General features: G+C 35.5%; 15 protein-coding genes and 2 tRNA genes. 15 read left to right on the top strand and 2 right to left on the bottom strand.

The features are described 5' to 3' along the window. Positions 1-199 precede the first annotated feature (199 nt). From JF259_RS16980 to JF259_RS16965, 4 genes are all read left to right on the top strand, one after another. Positions 200-1,924 (top strand): LamG domain-containing protein, encoded by a 1,725-nt coding sequence (locus JF259_RS16980; RefSeq protein ID WP_199116905.1) that lies wholly within the window; start codon positions 200-202, stop codon positions 1,922-1,924. A gap of 143 nt (positions 1,925-2,067) precedes the next feature. Further along, the gene (locus JF259_RS16975; protein WP_199116904.1) at positions 2,068-3,336 is read left to right on the top strand and encodes a Gfo/Idh/MocA family oxidoreductase; all 1,269 of its coding nucleotides are present in this window, start codon (positions 2,068-2,070) and stop codon (positions 3,334-3,336) included. A gap of 158 nt (positions 3,337-3,494) precedes the next feature. Continuing rightward, positions 3,495-6,896: a DUF1080 domain-containing protein gene (locus JF259_RS17775; protein ID WP_199116903.1), complete on the top strand. Its 3,402-nt coding sequence runs from the start codon at positions 3,495-3,497 to the stop codon at positions 6,894-6,896. Positions 6,897-6,998: 102 nt separating this feature from the next. Then, complete coding sequence (locus JF259_RS16965; protein ID WP_199116902.1) at positions 6,999-7,730, top strand: 3-keto-disaccharide hydrolase; 732 nt, start codon at positions 6,999-7,001, stop codon at positions 7,728-7,730. 67 nt (positions 7,731-7,797) lie between these two features. Here the strand turns inward: JF259_RS16965 and JF259_RS16960 are convergent, their stop codons facing one another. Next, on the bottom strand, positions 7,798-8,760 hold the full coding sequence (locus JF259_RS16960; protein ID WP_199116901.1) for a hypothetical protein: 963 nt from the start codon (positions 8,758-8,760) through the stop codon (positions 7,798-7,800). A gap of 180 nt (positions 8,761-8,940) precedes the next feature. Further along, positions 8,941-10,083, bottom strand: a complete 1,143-nt coding sequence (locus tag JF259_RS16955) for an acyl-CoA dehydrogenase (protein ID WP_199116900.1) — start codon at positions 10,081-10,083, stop codon at positions 8,941-8,943. Positions 10,084-10,178: 95 nt separating this feature from the next. On the opposite strand from JF259_RS16955, the gene JF259_RS16950 reads away from it, so the two are divergent. From JF259_RS16950 to JF259_RS16900, 11 genes are all read left to right on the top strand, one after another. Further along, on the top strand, positions 10,179-11,243 hold the full coding sequence (locus JF259_RS16950; RefSeq protein ID WP_199116899.1) for an anhydro-N-acetylmuramic acid kinase: 1,065 nt from the start codon (positions 10,179-10,181) through the stop codon (positions 11,241-11,243). 159 nt (positions 11,244-11,402) lie between these two features. Continuing rightward, positions 11,403-12,629 (top strand): Glu/Leu/Phe/Val dehydrogenase dimerization domain-containing protein, encoded by a 1,227-nt coding sequence (locus tag JF259_RS16945; RefSeq protein WP_199116898.1) that lies wholly within the window; start codon positions 11,403-11,405, stop codon positions 12,627-12,629. 13 nt (positions 12,630-12,642) lie between these two features. After that, positions 12,643-14,037: a sodium:proton antiporter NhaD gene (gene nhaD, locus JF259_RS16940; RefSeq protein ID WP_199116897.1), complete on the top strand. Its 1,395-nt coding sequence runs from the start codon at positions 12,643-12,645 to the stop codon at positions 14,035-14,037. 119 nt (positions 14,038-14,156) lie between these two features. After that, positions 14,157-14,858, top strand: coding sequence for a MotA/TolQ/ExbB proton channel family protein (locus JF259_RS16935; RefSeq protein ID WP_199116896.1), 702 nt, complete (start codon positions 14,157-14,159; stop codon positions 14,856-14,858). A gap of 1 nt (position 14,859) precedes the next feature. Then, positions 14,860-15,255, top strand: a complete 396-nt coding sequence (locus JF259_RS16930) for an ExbD/TolR family protein (RefSeq protein WP_199116895.1) — start codon at positions 14,860-14,862, stop codon at positions 15,253-15,255. 72 nt (positions 15,256-15,327) lie between these two features. Next, positions 15,328-16,176, top strand: coding sequence for an energy transducer TonB (locus tag JF259_RS16925; protein WP_199116894.1), 849 nt, complete (start codon positions 15,328-15,330; stop codon positions 16,174-16,176). Between the two features lie 4 nt (positions 16,177-16,180). Next, the gene (locus JF259_RS16920; RefSeq protein ID WP_199116893.1) at positions 16,181-17,398 is read left to right on the top strand and encodes a bifunctional folylpolyglutamate synthase/dihydrofolate synthase; all 1,218 of its coding nucleotides are present in this window, start codon (positions 16,181-16,183) and stop codon (positions 17,396-17,398) included. A 62-nt stretch (positions 17,399-17,460) separates the two neighbouring features. Continuing rightward, positions 17,461-17,535 (top strand) — tRNA-Val (locus tag JF259_RS16915). Between the two features lie 48 nt (positions 17,536-17,583). Beyond that, the gene (locus JF259_RS16910; protein ID WP_199116892.1) at positions 17,584-17,838 is read left to right on the top strand and encodes a GIY-YIG nuclease family protein; all 255 of its coding nucleotides are present in this window, start codon (positions 17,584-17,586) and stop codon (positions 17,836-17,838) included. Positions 17,839-17,981: 143 nt separating this feature from the next. Beyond that, positions 17,982-18,056: transfer RNA gene (locus JF259_RS16905), tRNA-Val, on the top strand. A 166-nt stretch (positions 18,057-18,222) separates the two neighbouring features. After that, positions 18,223-18,516 (top strand): Arm DNA-binding domain-containing protein, encoded by a 294-nt coding sequence (locus JF259_RS16900; protein ID WP_199116891.1) that lies wholly within the window; start codon positions 18,223-18,225, stop codon positions 18,514-18,516. The last annotated feature ends 104 nt before the right edge of the window (positions 18,517-18,620 follow it).

Below are 18,620 nucleotides of genomic sequence, written 5' to 3'. Positions count from 1 at the left end.
GAACGGGACTTTTTTTTTTGCCTTTTTTTTCTCCATGCCCCAAAATGGATTGTCTGGTTCACTTTCTCTTTACTTTTAGGTTTATCTTTTTAATTATTGTTTTAAGAGATGGAGTTTTTTTATACCTTCGAGGCATTGCTTTGTTTCTATGGGTATAACAAAAAAAATAGTGATACTTTATTGGTGTTTATTTATAGGAATGTCCTACGGACAGACATCAATTGATACACTTCAAACCAATTTAGATACTACTACATATACCGTTACAGCAGAAATTAATGGTGAGCCGTTAAGAGATGTTTCATGGAAGGAACTTCCAGGAAAAGTGACTACTGGGATTTTTAACTCTACATCCGAAATACTTACACCTCAAAAGCGTGGCTTTTGGTTTTCTCCCGATATTTTTAATTTTAATGATTTTAATAATAATAAGCCAAAAATATTTAGAGCATTTAAATATGACATAAAGGAAAAATTAAAAGTCTACATGCCTTTAAATGGGACTGTAAATAATTTAATCTCACTTGAAGATGTGAAAGCGTATAGTGATATTGCATTTTCAAAGGATGAACAGTTTGGTAAAGTCGCCATTTTTAATGGTGTTTCTAGTTATATTGATTTAAGGAACGAAAAAGATATTGTATTTAACGAACTAACAATTGCTGCTTGGGTTAAACCTGCGACAACAGTAGGAAGGTTAAGTATTGTTGGAAAGGGAAAGGTGTTTTCTGCTAAAATCAGTAATGGACATTTACAGTTTACCACGCCTGGTATAAAAGATCATTTTAGTGATCGTGTGGCTGTTAAAGCTGGTGTATGGACTCATGTGGCTTTTGTATACTTGCCTAGTAACGAATTATGTTTTTATGTTAATGGTGAATTGGTTTATAAGATTATAGCTTCCAGAATTGAGCAAACCAACCATTCAATACTCGTTGGAACTAATCTATGGGGAGAAAATTACGAGGGTTTAATGGCTAATTTAGGGATGTGGCAGCGTGCTTTAAGCGATAATGAAATTAAGCAGATCTATAGTGTAGGTGTTTCAGTTGAAAATGAAGAACTCCATATATTGCCATTAATTGTATTAGGGATAGTTGTTTGTTTTTTAATTGTTTTTTTATCTGTTAAAAATAGAAAAAGGGCAAGTCCTAGGCGGGTAATTAAATACAATAAGATAGAGTTGGAATTAAGTACAGGTGTTTTAGCAACACATTATACGATTCAATGTTTAGGAGGATTTAAAGTTCTTAATTCAAAAAGAGAGGATATTACGCATAAATTTTCTCCAAAACGTCGTGAGCTATTATTGTGCCTAATTTTGTATACACTAAGGGAAGGCGGTATAACATCAAAGAAAATGGGGCAAATTCTTTGGCCCGGTTTTTCATCTGCTCGAGTAAAAAATAATAGGAGTACACAAATTAAAGAAATTCGAAAGGTTTTTGTTGAAGAACCCGATTTAGAAATAGTCTATTCTGATAAGAAATGGAAGCTTGAAATAGGCAAATCTTCTGCGATAGATCTTTTTGAATTACAAAAAAACTTGCCTAATTTATTTAATTCTAAGCAAGATGTAAATGTTTTAGGCGATATACATAATATATTACCTATTGTAAATTCTGGTGTTCTTTTGCCTAATTTTGATGTGGATTGGATAGATCCATTTAAGGCCAGATATGACAGTTTTATTTTGGAAATTTTAACACCTTATTTAAGCAAGAACAATCTGGATGATACTTATCTAATAGAAATAATTGATGCCATTTTGATTATAGATCCTTTACACGAGGATGCTGTTAAATCAAAAATTGAAATTTTAATTCGACAAGGGAAGCATATGTCTGCTCAAAAAGTGACGGAACATTTTAAAAGGTTATACGAACAATTCTATGAAGAACCTTATTTAAAAGAACTTATTTAGTTTAAATGGATTTATTTTAAGCTAATTACCCTTTTTATTACCCCTATTACTACATCGCAGCCTCCTAGATTTACAACTCAATTGAATTATATCACAACCTAATTCAATAATCTTAATGTTTACCTTATTATAAAATTAACTATATGAAGAAACAGTTAAATACTAGGAGGGACTTTGTGAAAAAAGCAATAGTCGCTACAGCAGGAATCAGTATTATTCCAAGACATGTTATGGGAGGTCCTAACTTTTTAGCTCCAAGTGATCAATTAACTAAGGCAGTGATAGGCGTTGGAGGTATGGGACAAGGCCATCTAAATTATGAAGGGACTAAGTTGCTTGCTATTTGTGATGCTGATGGCAAACACCTAGCCAATACTTTGAAAAAAGTAGGCAACGATGTGAAGGGATATAGAGATTTTAGAGACGTTTTACAACGTCCAGATATTGATATTGTACATATAGCTACACCACCACACTGGCATGGAATAATGTCTGTAATGGCAGCCGAAGCAGGAAAAGATGTTTGGTGTGAAAAACCAATGACACGAACCATTGGAGAAGGAAAACGTGTTGTTGAAGCCATGAAGCAACACGGAAGAATGTTTCGATTAAACACATGGTTCCGATTTAAAGATAACTTTTACGGTATGGGAACACCTGTTAAAAAATTAAAAAAGGTTGTAGATAGTGGTGCATTAGGGTGGCCGCTAAAGGTTACTATTAGCGGCGTTACTGGTTTTAATTGGAAGTTCTACTGGGTAGGGAAAGAGAATCTTAAACCAGAAGCTGTACCAGCACATTTAGATTACAATATGTGGTTAGGACCTGCTCCCGAAAAACCATACAATCCACATAGAGTACACTCAACTTTTAGAGGTTATTGGGATTATGATGGCGGTGGACTGGGCGATATGGGGCAACATTATATAGATCCTGTACAATATTTTTTAGGGAAAGATAATACAAGTCCGATTAAAGTTGAAGTAGATGCTCCTCAGCAACATTATGATGCGATTGGCACTTGGAGAAAAATAGTTTTTACTTATGCCGATGGTTGTCAGATTATTTTAGATGGCGCTAATCAAGACAAAGGAGCAGCTTATATAGAAGGTCCTAATGGAAAGATATTTAATGGATTTAAATCCACAATTCCTAATATAGAGGGGATTGTTAACAGTATTCCCGATCCAGAAGAACAAATATCAACGTTTACCGAATCGGTAAAAACGCGTCAAAAGTTTGCCTTAAATGAAGAAAATGGGCACCGATCGGCTACCGTAGTAAACATGGGAGTCATAGCACTTCGATTGGGAAGAACTTTAGAATTCGATCCAGTAAAGCAAGAGTTTATTAACGACGAAGAAGCGAACAGATTAATAAATCAACCAATGCGAAGCTCTTGGGCTTATTAATAAAAAAAGTAACAACATGAAACGATCATTAATAAATTTTAAAAATAGCTTCAAATAAAAGGTATGTTTAAAATTTTTAATGGGAGAGCGAAGCGGTTGCGTACGTTCTCAATTTTATAATTAGTATATAATCAAATAATTAACTAAAATTTAAACGTGTGAAAAGAATAATAACAATTATAAGTACAGTTGTTTTATTTATAGGTGCCTCACAAATTGCAACAGGACAAATAAATAGAACGCTAGAAACTAAAGTAGCTGATATTTTAGCACAGTTACCAACTAAAGACCTAAATCATTCCAACAGATTAATGGAGGAGGTGATAAGTTTGGATATAGAAGGTATTTTGAAGTTTACTGATATGTTGGTGCCCCTGGGAACAGGAGACGATACAAAAGCACGCTATGCCATACAAAGTGTGGCTGTATACGGAGGTGCTCATCAAAATGCCAATTCAAATAATGTTGTAGAACAAGCTTTGCTTAAAGCTTTGAATAAGGCTTCGGATAATGAAGTGAAAACTTTTTTAATGGAACGTTTAATTGTTTGTGGAACAAATGAAAGTATTCCACAACTAAGTAAGTATTTATCCGATAAAAACTTACACAAACCAGCACTTGCAACATTAAGAGCTGTTGGAACTGATGAAGCAGCGCAAACTGTTTTAGAGGCCACTAAAACGGCAGATAATGTATATAAGCCTGCTTTTATTGAAGTTTTGGGGCAACTGCAATATGCTCCAGCTAAATCTTTATTGTATGAATTAGGAAAGTCAGCCACTAAAGATATTCAGCAAAGAGCCATTATGGCCTTGGCCGAAATAGGCTCTGTAGATACTATGGGGTATTTAATTTCAGCAGCAAGAGCATCAAACTATAAATTAGATGATTCCAAAGCTATTTTAGCCTTAATACATTATGGTAATAAGTTAGCAGAAAGTGGAAAAACTGATTTAAGTTTAGAAATAGGAACATTATTGCTTAAAAATTGTACTGCTGAAGATCAGTTGCATTTTAGATCTGCGGGGATTTATTTAATCAATGACTTCAAAAATAAAGAAGCAACTAAGACATTACTAAAAGAAATTAAAAAAGGTGATGTAGCTTATAAGGCTGTTGTGTTAGATGCTGCCTCGGAAAACCTTTCAGCTGAAAATGTTATAAAATGGGTGAAAGCATATAAAAAGGCTTCAGATGAAGTCAAACCTTTAATTGTAAACATGCTAAGCAAAAGTGATGACGCTGTAGTTTTTGAAAAATGTTTGGTTCCAGCCATTCAATCTAGTAATGAAGCGGTGAAGGTAGCAGGTATCAAAGAACTGGCTTATCAAAAGAAAGAAAAAGCGTTACCCGCTTTATTAAAGTCTTTAAAAATAGCTGCTTCTGATGCAGAGTATAAAGCTTTGGAAGCGACATTACTTAGAGTGGTTTCGATAGAAGATTCAGCAGTGTTAGCAAATACATTAACTAGCTCCAATTCTAAAGCAAAGCAGGTACTGGTTAATGTACTGGCCCTACGTAATGCGAATGATCAATTCGATACTATTGTTGGACTTTTAAATGGTGCCGATAACGATTTAAAACAAACTATTTATGCTGCAATGCCATTAATGGCATCGTCCGATAACTTATCCGATTTAATAGCGTTGCTCCCAGAAGCAACAGAGGATGTCAATATAAGCAATATTCAAAAAGGTATTATCTCTATATTAAAGACCAATGAAGGAGTAGATTCAGAGCTTATTTATAGAGCCTATCAAAATGCTTCAGAACAATCTAAATGGGTGCCCCTACTGTCTGCATTGGGTAGTAATAAAGCTTTAACATTGGTGTCAGATCAATTAAAAACAGGAAGTGCTAAGGCTAAAGATTTGGCTTTACAGACCTTATCCGATTGGCAAAATAATGATGCCCTTCCTGTATTATTTCAAACAGTAAAAAATGGAGATGCTTCATTACAAGCCAACGCTTTTAATAACTATTTAAAGAAAGTTGGTAAATCTGGTGTGCCGGAGGATCAAAAATTACTGCTGGTACGAAAACTAATGCCGTATGCTAATACGAAAGATCAGAAAAAGAAAATTATACAGGCAGCTGGTAACATTAAAACCTTTTTGTCATTAATATTTGTTTCGGAGTTTTTAGATGAAAAGGAATTGTTAACAACAGCTTCCAATGCTGTTATTAAAATAGCACTCCCAACTCCTGGAAAGAATAATGGGTTAAGTGGAACGCTGGTTAGAAATATTGTATCTAAAAGTGTTGACAATTTAACAGGGCCAGATAGTCAATATATTAAGATTGATGTGAAAGAGTTTTTAGAGAATATGCCTAAAGAGGAAGGTTTTGTTTCCATTTTTAATGGTAAGGACCTTTCAGGTTGGGAAGGTTTGGTTAAAAATCCAATAGCGCGACAAAAAATGTCCAAGAAGGCTCTGGAAAAAGCGCAATCTGCGGCTAATGAGCAAATGTTGAGAGACTGGTTTGTTAAGGATGGCGTTATAGGGTTTAAAGGTGAGGGCTATAATAATATATGTACTATTAAGGATTATGGTGATTTTGAAATGCTCGTAGATTGGAAAATAACAAATGGAGGTGATAGTGGTATATATCTTCGGGGAACGCCACAAGTGCAGATATGGGATATTGCAAGAACCAATGTTGGAGCTCAAGTTGGAAGTGGAGGTTTGTATAATAACCAAAAGCATGAAAGTAAGCCGCTTGTAGTTGCAGATAATCCGGTTGACGAATGGAACACCTTCCGTATAAAAATGATAGGCGATCGCGTTACCGTTTACTTAAATGGTGTATTGGTGACCGATAACGTACCTCTTGAGAATTACTGGGACCGTAGTCAAAAAATCTTCCCAAAGGAAGCGATAGAATTACAGGCTCATGGAGAGGATTTAGGGTTTAGGAATGTGTATGTTAGGGAAATTGTTTCAGGAGATAATTTATTAACCAAGGAAGAAAGACAAGAAGGGTTTAAATCGTTGTTTAATGGTAAAGACCTGGACCATTGGATTGGAAATAAAGTAGATTATGTTGTAGATAATAATGAAATAGCCGTACGCCCAAAGCAAGGTGGACATGGTAATCTTTTTACGGCTCAGGAGTATTCCGATTTCATTTTTCGCTTTGAATTCAAATTAACACCGGGAGCAAATAACGGTTTAGGGATTCATGCTCCACTTAAGGGAGATGCAGCCTATGTTGGTAAAGAGTTGCAAATATTGGATAACACCGCTTCAATTTATGCTAATTTGAAACCTTACCAGTATCATGGTTCGGTTTATGGAATTATAGCTGCAAAGCGAGGATTTTTAAAGCCAGTAGGTGAATGGAACTATGAGGAAGTTCAAGTTAAGGGTGATCATATTAAAATAACGCTTAACGGTACTGTAATTGTCGACGGAAACATCAAGGAAGCAACAAAGAACGGTACAGCGGATCATAAAGATCATCCAGGATTAAAAAGAACAAAAGGGCATATAGGCTTTTTGGGTCATGGCTCTGAGCTTTGGTTCCGTAATATTAGAATTAAAGACCTGGCAAAATAGATAACCGTTAAAAGTACAGGGGCAGTAATAAGTATTATTTGTGCTGTCCCCGTATTTAATAAATGAACGTTTATTTAAATTGTAATTAAAAAACTATTGTATATGAAACAGATTGTTAATGTATTTGTTGTTTTTCTATTAATAGTTGCTTGTAAAAATACCAGCAAGCAAACTAATCAAGCTGAAACTGTGAATGAAGATAAGGGCAATGAAACTCCTGAATGGCAATACTTATTTGATGGGACTTCAACCCAAGGTTGGAGAGGATTTAATAGTGATAAATTACCAGAAAGTTGGATTATAGAAGATGGTACCTTAAAGTCTTTAGGCAAAGGAGGCGATATAGGTGGCGATATTGTTTATGGAGCTGAGGCTTTTGGTGAGTTTGAACTGTCTTTAGAGTGGAAAATAGCTGAAGGTGGTAATAGTGGTATTTTTTATCATGTGATAGAAGGAGAACAATACAAAGCACCGTATTACAATGCACCAGAATATCAGGTAATTGATCAACTAGGATTTCCCCAGAAGTTAGAACCTTGGCAGTCTGTTGCTGCGGATTATGGTATGTACAATCCAGATTTTGAAGGTGCCGTAAAAAAGGCAGGAGAATGGAACACATCCCGTATTGTTTTTACCAATAAAAAGGTTAGCTACTGGTTAAATGGGAAAAAAACGGTGGAATTTGTGCCGTGGTCTGAGGATTGGGAAACGCGTAAAAGTTCGGAAAAATGGAAAGATTATCCAGATTATGGAAAAGCCAAATCTGGATTAATAGGACTCCAGGACCATGGAAGTTTTATTTGGTATAAAAACATAAAAATTAGAAAGTTATAAGCTTTATTGAATACCATTAAAGGAAAGCCACTTGAGAATAAATGTTAGCTCAAGTGGCTTTTTTAAATCATTCTGAAATGGTAAATGTTTTGAGCATTCCTTTTTTTAAAGCGTTTGGGACTTCCGATATAAATGCATAATTGCCAGGTGATAAATGAACGGTAAAGTAACCTGTACTCCCTTTGGGAGAATCATTTACACCTCCTAAGAATACAACACCATTAGGAACAGGGGTTATAAGGCCTTTAGGGTCTGCCCAGTTCATCCATATTTCAAGAGCATCTATATTGGCATTAGCATCTAGCTTTACCAGGTTAACATCATGACCTACAAAGTTTTCGTGAACAATCTGATCTTTAAAATAGACAGAAAATGTGTTTTCCCCTTTCTTAATTTCCTCGTTAAAAGTGATGCCTTCTGTGCTTGATATGGTAATGTGTACATTAGCACTTGGCGGTGTGTTACCACTGTCATCATCATTTACAATAATGGCTTTAGCCATGCCCATGGAACTATGGAATTTTCCGTTAGGCATTTTAACGTAACATTCCAAAATATAATAGCCAGGACTAAGCTTAATGGTACTTGTTGCTGTTTGTTTGGGAGCAATGAGTCCAGTGCCTCCTAAAAATTGAATTTCAGAAAACCATTCAGGTAAAGCACCAAATGCAGCAAAACCTTCCTCCATTTTACCTGCATTGATTAAATCCATACCTTTTGTAAAAACAGGAACAACCACAGTCTCCAATGTGTCTATAGTTTTTCCAGGCGGATATTTCTCGACCAAAAGAAAATGCGTTTCGTTGGAAAGGTTATGGTATTTAAATGTATTCCATCCAGAGCGGATGGTATCAACCGACATAAATTCCATACTTTTTGTTGTAACGTCAACAAATCTTTTATTTGTTTTAGTAGTTTCAGTTTGGTCAGACGATGGTTCTTTTTCTGTAGCCTCTTTTTTATCAGATTTACAGCTAAATAAAAATATGAGAATCAAAAAAACAGTTAGTGAATTAGTTAATTTCTTCATGATTTAAAAATTTGATAATTAGCTAGTTGAGTAAATTTAGTAAAAAAACGCTAAACTGCATCGGGGCATATAAACCTCAATTATCGCGTAAAATTTTAAGTTGAAATAGTGCCTGCAAGAAATATAAGAGCCAATCTTGAAAGGATTGGCTTTACTTATATGCTATGAATGTTAGTTTTTCTATTTTTTTGTAATGCTTCTAGATATTACAATTTTCTGAATTTCAGAAGTTCCCTCATAAATCTGGGTTATTTTGGCATCGCGCATTAGCCTTTCTACGTGATAGTCTTTTACAAAGCCATTACCGCCATGTATTTGAACAGCTTCAACGGTGTGTTTCATTGCTACCTGTGAGGCGTAAAGTTTTGCCATGGCACTGGATACATCGTAATTGTTATTTTGGTCTTTGTCCCATGCAGCTTTCAAAACCATATGCCGCGCAGCAGAAATTTCAGTATGCATATCGGCTAGTTTAAAAGCTATGGCCTGATGGTTGGCGATTTCAGTTCCAAAAGCTTTACGTTCTTTAGAATATTTTAAAGCCAATTCGTAAGCTCCTTGCGCAATACCTAAAGCTTGAGCAGCAATGCCAATACGGCCTCCAGAAATTGTTTTCATTGCAAATCGAAACCCAAAACCATCGTCTCCAATTCTGTTTTCTTTTGGAACTTTAACATCGTTAAATTGTAATGTATGCGTGTCGCTACCACGTATTCCCAGTTTATTTTCTTTAGGGCCAACATGAAAACCTTCCATCCCTTTCTCTATAATAAATACATTAATGCCATGGGAACCCTTATCTCTGTCTGTTTGTGCCATTACTAAATATACATCTGCCCGTCCACCATTAGTTATCCAGTTTTTTGTGCCATTAAGAATATAATGGTCTCCTTTATCAATAGCTGTCGTTTTTTGGGAAGTAGCATCGCTGCCTGCTTCAGGTTCACTTAAACAGAAAGCACCGATAAACTCACCAGTAGCCAGTTTTGTGAGATATTTTTGCTTTTGGGTTTTAGAGCCATAGGCTTCAATACCATAACAAACTAATGAGTTATTTACAGAAACAATAACAGATGCTGAAGCATCAATTTTTGAAAGCTCTTCCATAATCAAGACATAAGAAATAGTATCCATGCCACTTCCTCCATATTTTGGATCTACCATTATCCCCATAAAACCAAGGTCTCCCATTTTTTTTACAAGCTCATCCGGAAAGTATTGTTCTTCATCACGCTGAATAACACCGGGAAGTAGTTCATTTTGAGCAAAATCGCGAGCAGCGTCGCGTATCATTTTATGTTCTTCAGAAAGGCTAAAATCCATAAGTGAAACAATGAATTATTGATTTGATAAAATATACATGTAAATATAGTGTTTTAGTGTTATATCTTTAATGGATATTGTTATTTTTGTTGAATATGATAAAAAATATTTATAGTATAGTCGGGGTAATGTCGGGGACATCTTTAGATGGAATAGATTTAGTATATGCTGAGTTTCAGTTGAAAGATAGATGGAATTTTAAAATTTTGGCTGCTGAAACGGTTAATTATAGTGAAAATTGGCGTCGTAGGTTAAAGAAGTTGGTGTCTTTGCCTATTCAACAATTAGAAGCGATTGATGATGACTATACCGAATTCTTGTCAGGTGTTATAAATCAATTTCTGTTCAAAAACAGCATTCAGCATATTGATGCTGTTTGTTCGCATGGGCATACTGCATTGCATCAACCAGATAAGAAAGTGACTTATCAAATAGGTAATAAACCGAAGCTGGCTCAATTGTTAGAGCAAACAGTTGTTTGTGATTTTAGAGTACAAGATGTAGAGTTAGGTGGGCAAGGAGCTCCTTTAGTCCCTATAGGCGACAAATTGTTGTTTTCTGAATACGATTTTTGTTTGAATTTGGGTGGCTTTGCAAATATTTCGACCGAAAGCGCAGGACAGCGAATTGCTTACGATATTTGCCCTGTGAATATTGTGCTAAACAAGCATGTAAACCATCTTGGTTTTGATTTTGATCAAGACGGACAAATAGCGGCTTCTGGAACGGTTCATGAAGATTTGTTGAAAAAATTGAATAATCTACACTTTTATAAAGAAGTACCACCTAAATCGTTAGGATTAGAATGGGTTGATGCCAATGTTTATCCTTTAATCAATACCTTTGAAATTAATACAAAAGATGTATTAAGAACCTTTGTTGAGCATATCGCTGTTCAAGTTGCTTCCGAAGTAAATAAAAAGAATAAAGCCAATGTGTTCATTACTGGAGGAGGTGCATACAATAACTTTCTTATAGAACGACTCAAACATAATACAAATCATACCATTTTAATTCCTTCTAATGACATTGTTGAATTTAAAGAAGCCTTAATATTTGGTTTTTTGGGAGTGCTAAAACTTAGAGATGAAGTCAATTGCCTTCAAAGTGTTACCGGAGCATCTAAAAATCATAGTTCCGGAAAAATATACCACCCATAAAAATAATTGAAAATTAATCCTAAAGGGACTTTTGTTTTTTATATTTGTTGCTTAATGATTTTAAATATATTTCTTATGACTCAGCTTTAGCTTCGTTTGTAGTGTTTACCTATAGAATTAGACCATTAGCTAAAAAATGAATCAAACGAATATACATAAATGAAAGAATTATTAAAGAAGTACGAGGATAAAGCTCCAGAAATTGTTTTTAATTGGAAAGATATTGAGACAGATGCTGAAGGTTGGGTAGTTATAAACTCGTTAAGAGGTGGAGCAGCAGGAGGAGGAACGCGCATGCGCAAGGGACTTGATATGAATGAAGTATTGTCCTTGGCCAAAACAATGGAGATCAAATTTACCATATCGGGTCCAGCAATAGGAGGTGCTAAATCAGGAATTAATTTTGATCCTAACGACCCAAGAAAAAAAGAGGTATTAGAACGTTGGTATAAAGTAGTTTCTCCATTGTTAAAAAGTTATTATGGAACAGGAGGTGATTTAAATGTAGATGAAATCCATGAAGTAATCCCAATAACAGAAGAAAGTGGTGTATGGCATCCGCAGGAAGGCGTTTTTAATGGACATTTTAGACCAACTGAAGCGGATAAAATTAATAGAATAGGGCAATTAAGGCAAGGTGTTATAAAAGTTATTGAAAATCCTGATTACTCACCTAGTGTTTTAAGAAAATACACTGTAGCCGATATGATTACAGGTTTTGGTGTAGCCGAGGCTGTTAAGCAGTATTATGCTACTTATGGAGGCGCCTTAAAGGATAAAAGAGCAGTCATACAGGGGTTTGGAAATGTTGGGGCAGCAGCGGCATTTTATCTGTCACAAATGGGAGCAAAGATTGTAGGGATAATTGATATTGTAGGAGGGCTTATAAAAGAAGAAGGGTTTACGTTTGAAGAGATAACAGATTTATTTTTGGCTAAAAAAGGAAATACATTAGTAAGCGAAAATTTAATTCCGTTTGAGGAAATTAACGAAAGAATATGGTCTCTAGAAACCGAAATTTTCGCGCCTTGTGCAGCATCTCGTTTAATAACCATCGATCAAATTGATAGGATGATACACAGTGGTTTGGAAGTTATTTCATGTGGCGCCAATGTGCCATTTGCAGATAAGGAAATATTTTTTGGTCCTATTATGGAACATACCGATTCCAAGATAAGTGTCATTCCCGATTTTATATCCAATTGTGGTATGGCACGTGTATTTGCCTATTTTATGGAGCGTCGCGTACAAATGACCGATGAAGCCATATTCAATGATACATCCAATATTATTAAAAAAGCAATAGAAAACGTATATAATAAAAATCAGTCTAAAACAGGCATTAGCGCAACGGCATTTGAGATTGCATTAAGCCAACTTATATAATAACAGTTAATATATGGAATCACTAATTATTTTGGTATTTGTAATGGGGTATTTAGCCATTACTTTAGAGCATAGTTTGAAAATGGATAAGCTTGTCCCAGCATTGATAATGATGGCAATTTGTTGGGCTACAATTGCATTGGGATTAGATAGTTTCACCCAATGGTTCGATTCCGCAAAACATGCATTGTTAGATGGGTTTGGTAGTTACACTTCTGAAGAGAAAATGCATCTTATGGAAGAGACGTTATTGCACCATTTAGGAAAGACAGCCGAAATATTAGTGTTTTTGTTGGGTGCGATGACCATTGTAGAGATTATCGATTATTTTGATGGATTTTCTACCATTAAAGACTTTGTAAAGACCAAAAAGAAGGTGAAAATCTTATGGGTTTTTTCCATTTTGGCCTTTATTTTATCTGCCATTATCGATAACCTTACAGCAACAATTGTGCTAATTTCTATTCTGCAAAAGATCGTAAAAGACAGAAATGTTCGTATTTGGTATGCAGGACTAATTATTATAGCAGCGAATGCTGGTGGAGCATGGTCTCCAATAGGGGATGTGACAACCACTATGCTTTGGATAGGGAAAAAAGTAACATCTGGACATTTATTTGGCTATTTATTTGTGCCATCACTTTTATGTATGGTCGTGCCATCGTTTATAGCTTCTTTCTTGCCAGCATTCAAGGGAGATTTGGATATAGAAGAGGAAGTTGAAGTTAAAAAGAAATCTAAGTTTAGTAGTATCATGTTATATTTAGGGCTTGGCGCTATTGTTTTTGTTCCTATATTTAAAATGGCTACCCATTTACCTCCTTATGTGGGGATGATGTTGTCTCTTGGAGTTGTTGCTATTTTTGCAGAGATTTATAGTAATTCAAAATTTAGTATGACACATTTTGATTCAGAAGAAAGCGATGCGCATGCCCATCACAGCCCTGTGCACTATTCATTATCTAAAATTGAATTACCTAGTATTTTATTCTTTTTAGGAATTTTAATGGCTGTTGCAGCATTGGAATCGTTGGGGATCTTATTTGATTTTGCGTCGGCATTACAAGATTCCATGCCTATGTTGGGAACTGAATTACATCACGAAGGTGTTTCAGATTTGGTTGTGTTGTTACTAGGTATCGGATCGGCTGTTATTGATAACGTACCGTTGGTAGCCGCCAGTTTAGGAATGTTTCACGAACCTATTGATAACGAACTATGGCATTTTATAGCCTATTCAGCAGGAACAGGAGGAAGTATGTTAATTATTGGGTCGGCAGCTGGAGTTGTAGCTATGGGAATGGAAAAAATAGATTTCTTTTGGTATTTAAAAAAGATATCTTGGTTAGCATTAATAGGGTTCCTTGTTGGGGCTGCTGCTTTTATGGTAACCAGAACCTTGTTCTAATACCAGTTATTACTTGGATTTACTATAAGAGAACGTTTTTATGACACATTTAATTTGATAAACCAAGTATACTTTAAAGAAAAAACAAGCGTTATACAATTGCAAGAAATTTAATTTATATGCTAAATACATTATTACAAAACACACAAGAAGGTACAGAGGTACTTCAAGATGGTGAATCTGTTGAAAAAACACTTTCAATCATAGAACTTATAGGTAGTGGCGGTACAGCAGGACAAGTTATAATATTTTTGTTGTTCATGTTGTTAATACTAGCAACGTATATTTACTTTGAGAGGCTATTTGCAGTTAAGGCGGCTTCAAAGATCGATGCCAATTTTATGAACCAGATAAAAGATCATGTGAGCAATGGTAAAATTGATTCAGCGCAAATATTATGCGCACAAGTTAATTCTCCTGTATCGCGATTAATAGGAAAAGGTATATCAAGGATAGGTAAGCCTTTGGCCGATATCAATACAGCTATAGAAAATGCTGGACGATTGGAGATTTACGGTTTGGAAAAAAATGTCAGTATATTGGCTACCATTTCAGGAGCGGCTCCAATGATTGGATTTCTAGGTACAGTTATTGGAATGATACTTTCTATATTTGAAATAGCAAATTCTGGAGGACAAATAGATATTAAATTGTTGGCCGATGGTTTATATACGGCAATGACAACAACAGTTGGTGGATTAATTGTTGGTATTGTGGCTTATATTGCTTATAACCATTTGGTGGTGAGAACCGATAAAGTGGTATACCAAATGGAAGCAAATTCTTTAGAGTTTCTAGATCATTTAAACGAACCTACTTAAGATGAATTTTAGAGGGAGGAACAAGGTAACACCAGAATTCAACATGTCATCGATGACGGATATTGTATTTCTGCTGCTCATATTTTTTATGCTGGCTTCTACTTTGGTAACTACCAATGCTATCGATATTTTGTTGCCTAAAGCTAGTGGCAAAACCGAGAATAAGAAGTCGGTTGCTGTAAGCATTAAAAAGGATTTAACATATTATATCGATCAAAAACGCGTTGGAGAAAGTGTTTTGGAAAATGAGTTATTGGCGGCACTTACGAATCAAACGAAGCCTACTATTGTATTACGAGCAGAAAAATCGGTGCCTGTTGAGAATGTGGTAAAGGTTATGGATATAGCCAATAGAAATAAGTTTAAAGTAATTTTAGCGGTAAGGCCAGGTAATTAGGGAAACGAGCATGAATTTTTTTAATTTTTAAATAGTTTATATTTAAGTGGTTAAAAACTTCAAATACATGAAATGAAATATTTCAACACTCAACACGAAAAAGATTCAGCGAAATTAACAGCGCTTATAACGGTTATTCTAATATTGCTGTTGTTTGTTGTTGGAACACCTTATATGGATCCTCCTGAAGAGTATGGCGTGGCCGTAAATTTTGGTACGACCAATTTTGGTAAAGGAACAGTACAGCCCCAAAAGCCTGTAAAGTCAGAGCCAAAACAGATAAACGAACCGCCACAACCCGAAGCTTCAAAAGCCGAACCAGTGAAGTCTTCAGAAGCTAAGGAAGAAGTTCTGACCCAAGAAGATGAAGAAGCTATAGCCATAAAGAAGCAAAAAGAAGCTGAGGCTAAGGCAAAAGCTATTGCGGAGGCTAAAGCCAAGGCCGAAGCCGAGCGTATAGCAAAAGAAAAAGCAGAACAAGAAGCTAAGAAGAAAAAACTGGATGCTTTAATAGGTGGCGTAAGTAAGTCAGAAGGTAGTGAGACAGGAAGTGAAGGAAACGATTCAAAGGTTGGGGATAAAGGACAATTAGATGGAGATCCGTATGCCCCTAGTTATTTTGGTGATCCTGGTACCGGAAGTGGAGGTGTAGGTTATGGATTAAATGGAAGAGGAAGGGCTTCCTATGAAACACTCAGGCAAGACTGTAATGAATCAGGTATGGTAATAGTTAAAATTATAGTCAATAATAACGGAAATGTTATTAATGCTGAACCAGGCGTTAAGGGTACAACCAATACAGCGCCTTGTTTATTGGAGCCAGCTAAAAAGATAGCTTTGTCGCACAAATGGAGACCAGATCCTAATGCACCGGCAAAACAAATTGGCTTTGTGAAAGTAAACTTTAATTTAGGGCAGTAGTAAAATGACATATCAAGATACACTTAATTGGATGTTTTCCCAACTACCAATGTATCAAAGGCAAGGTAAGACCGCATTTAAAAAAGACCTGTCCAATACCTTAAAATTAGCAGAACACTTAAATCATCCTGAGAATACTTTTAAGACCATTCATGTAGCAGGTACTAATGGCAAAGGATCTACTAGTCATATGTTAGCGTCTATTTTACAGAAAGCAGGTTACAAAGTTGGACTTTACACGTCTCCTCACTTAAAAGATTTCAGGGAGCGGATTAAGGTTAATGGAGAGATGGCAAGTGAACAATTTGTTGTGGACTTTATTAACACTAATAAAATTTTCTTTGAGCAGAACACTTTATCCTTTTTTGAAATGACCGTAGGTATGGCATTCGATTATTTTGCAAAACAAGCGGTAGATGTAGCAGTTGTAGAAGTTGGTTTAGGAGGTCGTTTGGATTCTACAAACATTATAACGCCCGAAGTATCGGTAATTACAAATATAGGTAAGGATCATATGCAGTTTTTGGGCGATACACTTGAGGCAATAGCTTTTGAAAAGGGAGGTATCATAAAACCGAACGTTCCTGTTGTAATTGGAGAGACACAACCCGAAACGGCTTCTGTGTTTACAGCTATAGCAGAAAATAATAATGCCAATATTGTATTTGCGGATCAGGTGGGGGCTATAAACTATAAATGTGACTTATTAGGAAGCTATCAAGATAAAAATATGGTTACAGTTGCTCAAACTGTTAAGGTGCTCCAAAATGGTGGTTTTACTATTTCGGAAGCGCATATAAAAGAAGGATTGATGAACGTTGTTAAAAACACTGGGCTTATGGGGCGCTGGCAGGTTTTAAGAACAGAACCTAAAGTTGTTTGTGATACAGGTCATAACCGTGAAGGGCTTACCTGTGTAATGGATCAGCTGTCAAAAGAAACATTTAAGACATTGCACGTTGTTTTTGGCGTTGTAAATGACAAGGATTTAAACGATATTATAGATTTGTTGCCCCAAAAAGCGGTCTATTATTTTTGTAAACCAGATATTCCGCGCGGTCTAGATGAAAGAACGTTGAAGTCATTTTTTAATAATCACGGATTAAGAGGAAATGCCTATAACTCTGTAAAAGAGGCTTATAATAAAGCCTTATTAAATGCTGCTGCCAATGATTTAATTTTTATAGGAGGCAGTACTTTTGTAGTAGCTGAAATTATTTGAAAATTTCTTAAAAAAGTTTTTGCCAATTGAAAATCTAATTTATCTTTGCAGTCCAATTACAAGGGCGCGTAGCTCAGTTGGTTCAGAGCACTTGGTTTACACCCAAGGGGTCAGGGGTTCGAATCCCTTCGCGCCCACAACAGCTTAAGGTTGTCCATGATAAATGGGTAACCTTTTTTGCTTTTATGGAGTATTACGTTTATATATTGTATTCTGAATTACTGGACAAGTACTACATAGGTTCCAGTAAAGATGTTCAGGACAGGTTGGAAAGGCATTTGCAGAATCATAAAGGGTTTACCTCAAGAGCAAAGGATTGGTGTTTGGTCTATAAGGAAGCCTATATTTCCAAATTGGAAGCCATGGCGCGGGAACGGCAGATAAAGAATTGGAAAAGCCGTAAGAAGGTAGAGCATTTAATAGGATTGAGGACAAATTAAGGATCGGGGCATCCCGATTTACATCGGGAGGGTCAGGGGTTCGAATCCCTTCGCGCCCACAACATATAAAATCCCGATACCATAGGTGTTGGGATTTTTATTTTCAAAACATTAAAAACATTTTATATTTTTACATTGTAATAGGGTCATTAACTCAGTTGGTTTAGAGTGTTACCTTGACAGGGTAGAAGTCACTGGTTCGAATCCAGTATGACCCACAGATATTTTAATCGAAATTTACCTTATTTTACTGTATTTAAGTTTGTTAACCCCTTTATATAAGGGGTTTTTTGATTTAACGAGATAAGCGGAAATTAAATGAAATTAAAATATTTCGTCCCCTCATTCGTCCCCTAATTAGGAATTTTACTATATATTTGTTTTATGTCAAAAGCTAAATTTATATTAAAAGAGCCTAATTCGAAAGAGGAAACTTTAGTCTACTTGCTTTATAATTACCAGTATAAAAGGTTTAAATATTCTACTGGTGAGAAACTTAATCCCAAATTTTGGAATAAATCTACACAGCGGGTTAAGGCTACAAAACAATTTAAAGAGTATCCCGAATTTAATGCGAGGCTGGACAAAATTGAAAATGGCATTAATACAGCTTTTAGAAAATTATTGAATGATGGCATTCAGCCGAACAATATTAATATAAATGGAAAATTCGGTTAAAGTGAACCACCCGTGCCGGATGAAAGTGAGCAGTGTAAATGAAGTGCCAAAAATCGTTTTATTTGAGTGTTAAAATTAGTGATTCTTTTTTAATTTTTTTCTCA

The organism is Snuella sedimenti, from assembly GCF_016428595.1.
Lineage (GTDB): Bacteria > Bacteroidota > Bacteroidia > Flavobacteriales > Flavobacteriaceae > Snuella > Snuella sedimenti.
The sequence above is the reverse complement of the archived record's forward strand: the minus strand, read 5'-3'. Positions and strand labels throughout refer to the sequence as shown.

Excerpts from the sequence above, each read along its gene's own strand:
- JF259_RS16980 (WP_199116905.1), top strand. The coding sequence starts at position 200 with ATGTCCTACGGACAGACATCAATTGATACACTTCAAACCAATTTAGAT.
- JF259_RS16975 (WP_199116904.1), top strand. The coding sequence starts at position 2,068 with ATGAAGAAACAGTTAAATACTAGGAGGGACTTTGTGAAAAAAGCAATA.
- JF259_RS16965 (WP_199116902.1), top strand. The coding sequence starts at position 6,999 with ATGAAACAGATTGTTAATGTATTTGTTGTTTTTCTATTAATAGTTGCT.
- JF259_RS16960 (WP_199116901.1), bottom strand. The coding sequence starts at position 8,760 with ATGAAGAAATTAACTAATTCACTAACTGTTTTTTTGATTCTCATATTT.
- JF259_RS16955 (WP_199116900.1), bottom strand. The coding sequence starts at position 10,083 with ATGGATTTTAGCCTTTCTGAAGAACATAAAATGATACGCGACGCTGCT.
- JF259_RS16950 (WP_199116899.1), top strand. The coding sequence starts at position 10,179 with ATGATAAAAAATATTTATAGTATAGTCGGGGTAATGTCGGGGACATCT.
- JF259_RS16945 (WP_199116898.1), top strand. The coding sequence starts at position 11,403 with ATGAAAGAATTATTAAAGAAGTACGAGGATAAAGCTCCAGAAATTGTT.
- nhaD (WP_199116897.1), top strand. The coding sequence starts at position 12,643 with ATGGAATCACTAATTATTTTGGTATTTGTAATGGGGTATTTAGCCATT.
- JF259_RS16935 (WP_199116896.1), top strand. The coding sequence starts at position 14,157 with ATGCTAAATACATTATTACAAAACACACAAGAAGGTACAGAGGTACTT.
- JF259_RS16930 (WP_199116895.1), top strand. The coding sequence starts at position 14,860 with ATGAATTTTAGAGGGAGGAACAAGGTAACACCAGAATTCAACATGTCA.
- JF259_RS16925 (WP_199116894.1), top strand. The coding sequence starts at position 15,328 with ATGAAATATTTCAACACTCAACACGAAAAAGATTCAGCGAAATTAACA.
- JF259_RS16920 (WP_199116893.1), top strand. The coding sequence starts at position 16,181 with ATGACATATCAAGATACACTTAATTGGATGTTTTCCCAACTACCAATG.
- JF259_RS16910 (WP_199116892.1), top strand. The coding sequence starts at position 17,584 with ATGGAGTATTACGTTTATATATTGTATTCTGAATTACTGGACAAGTAC.
- JF259_RS16900 (WP_199116891.1), top strand. The coding sequence starts at position 18,223 with ATGTCAAAAGCTAAATTTATATTAAAAGAGCCTAATTCGAAAGAGGAA.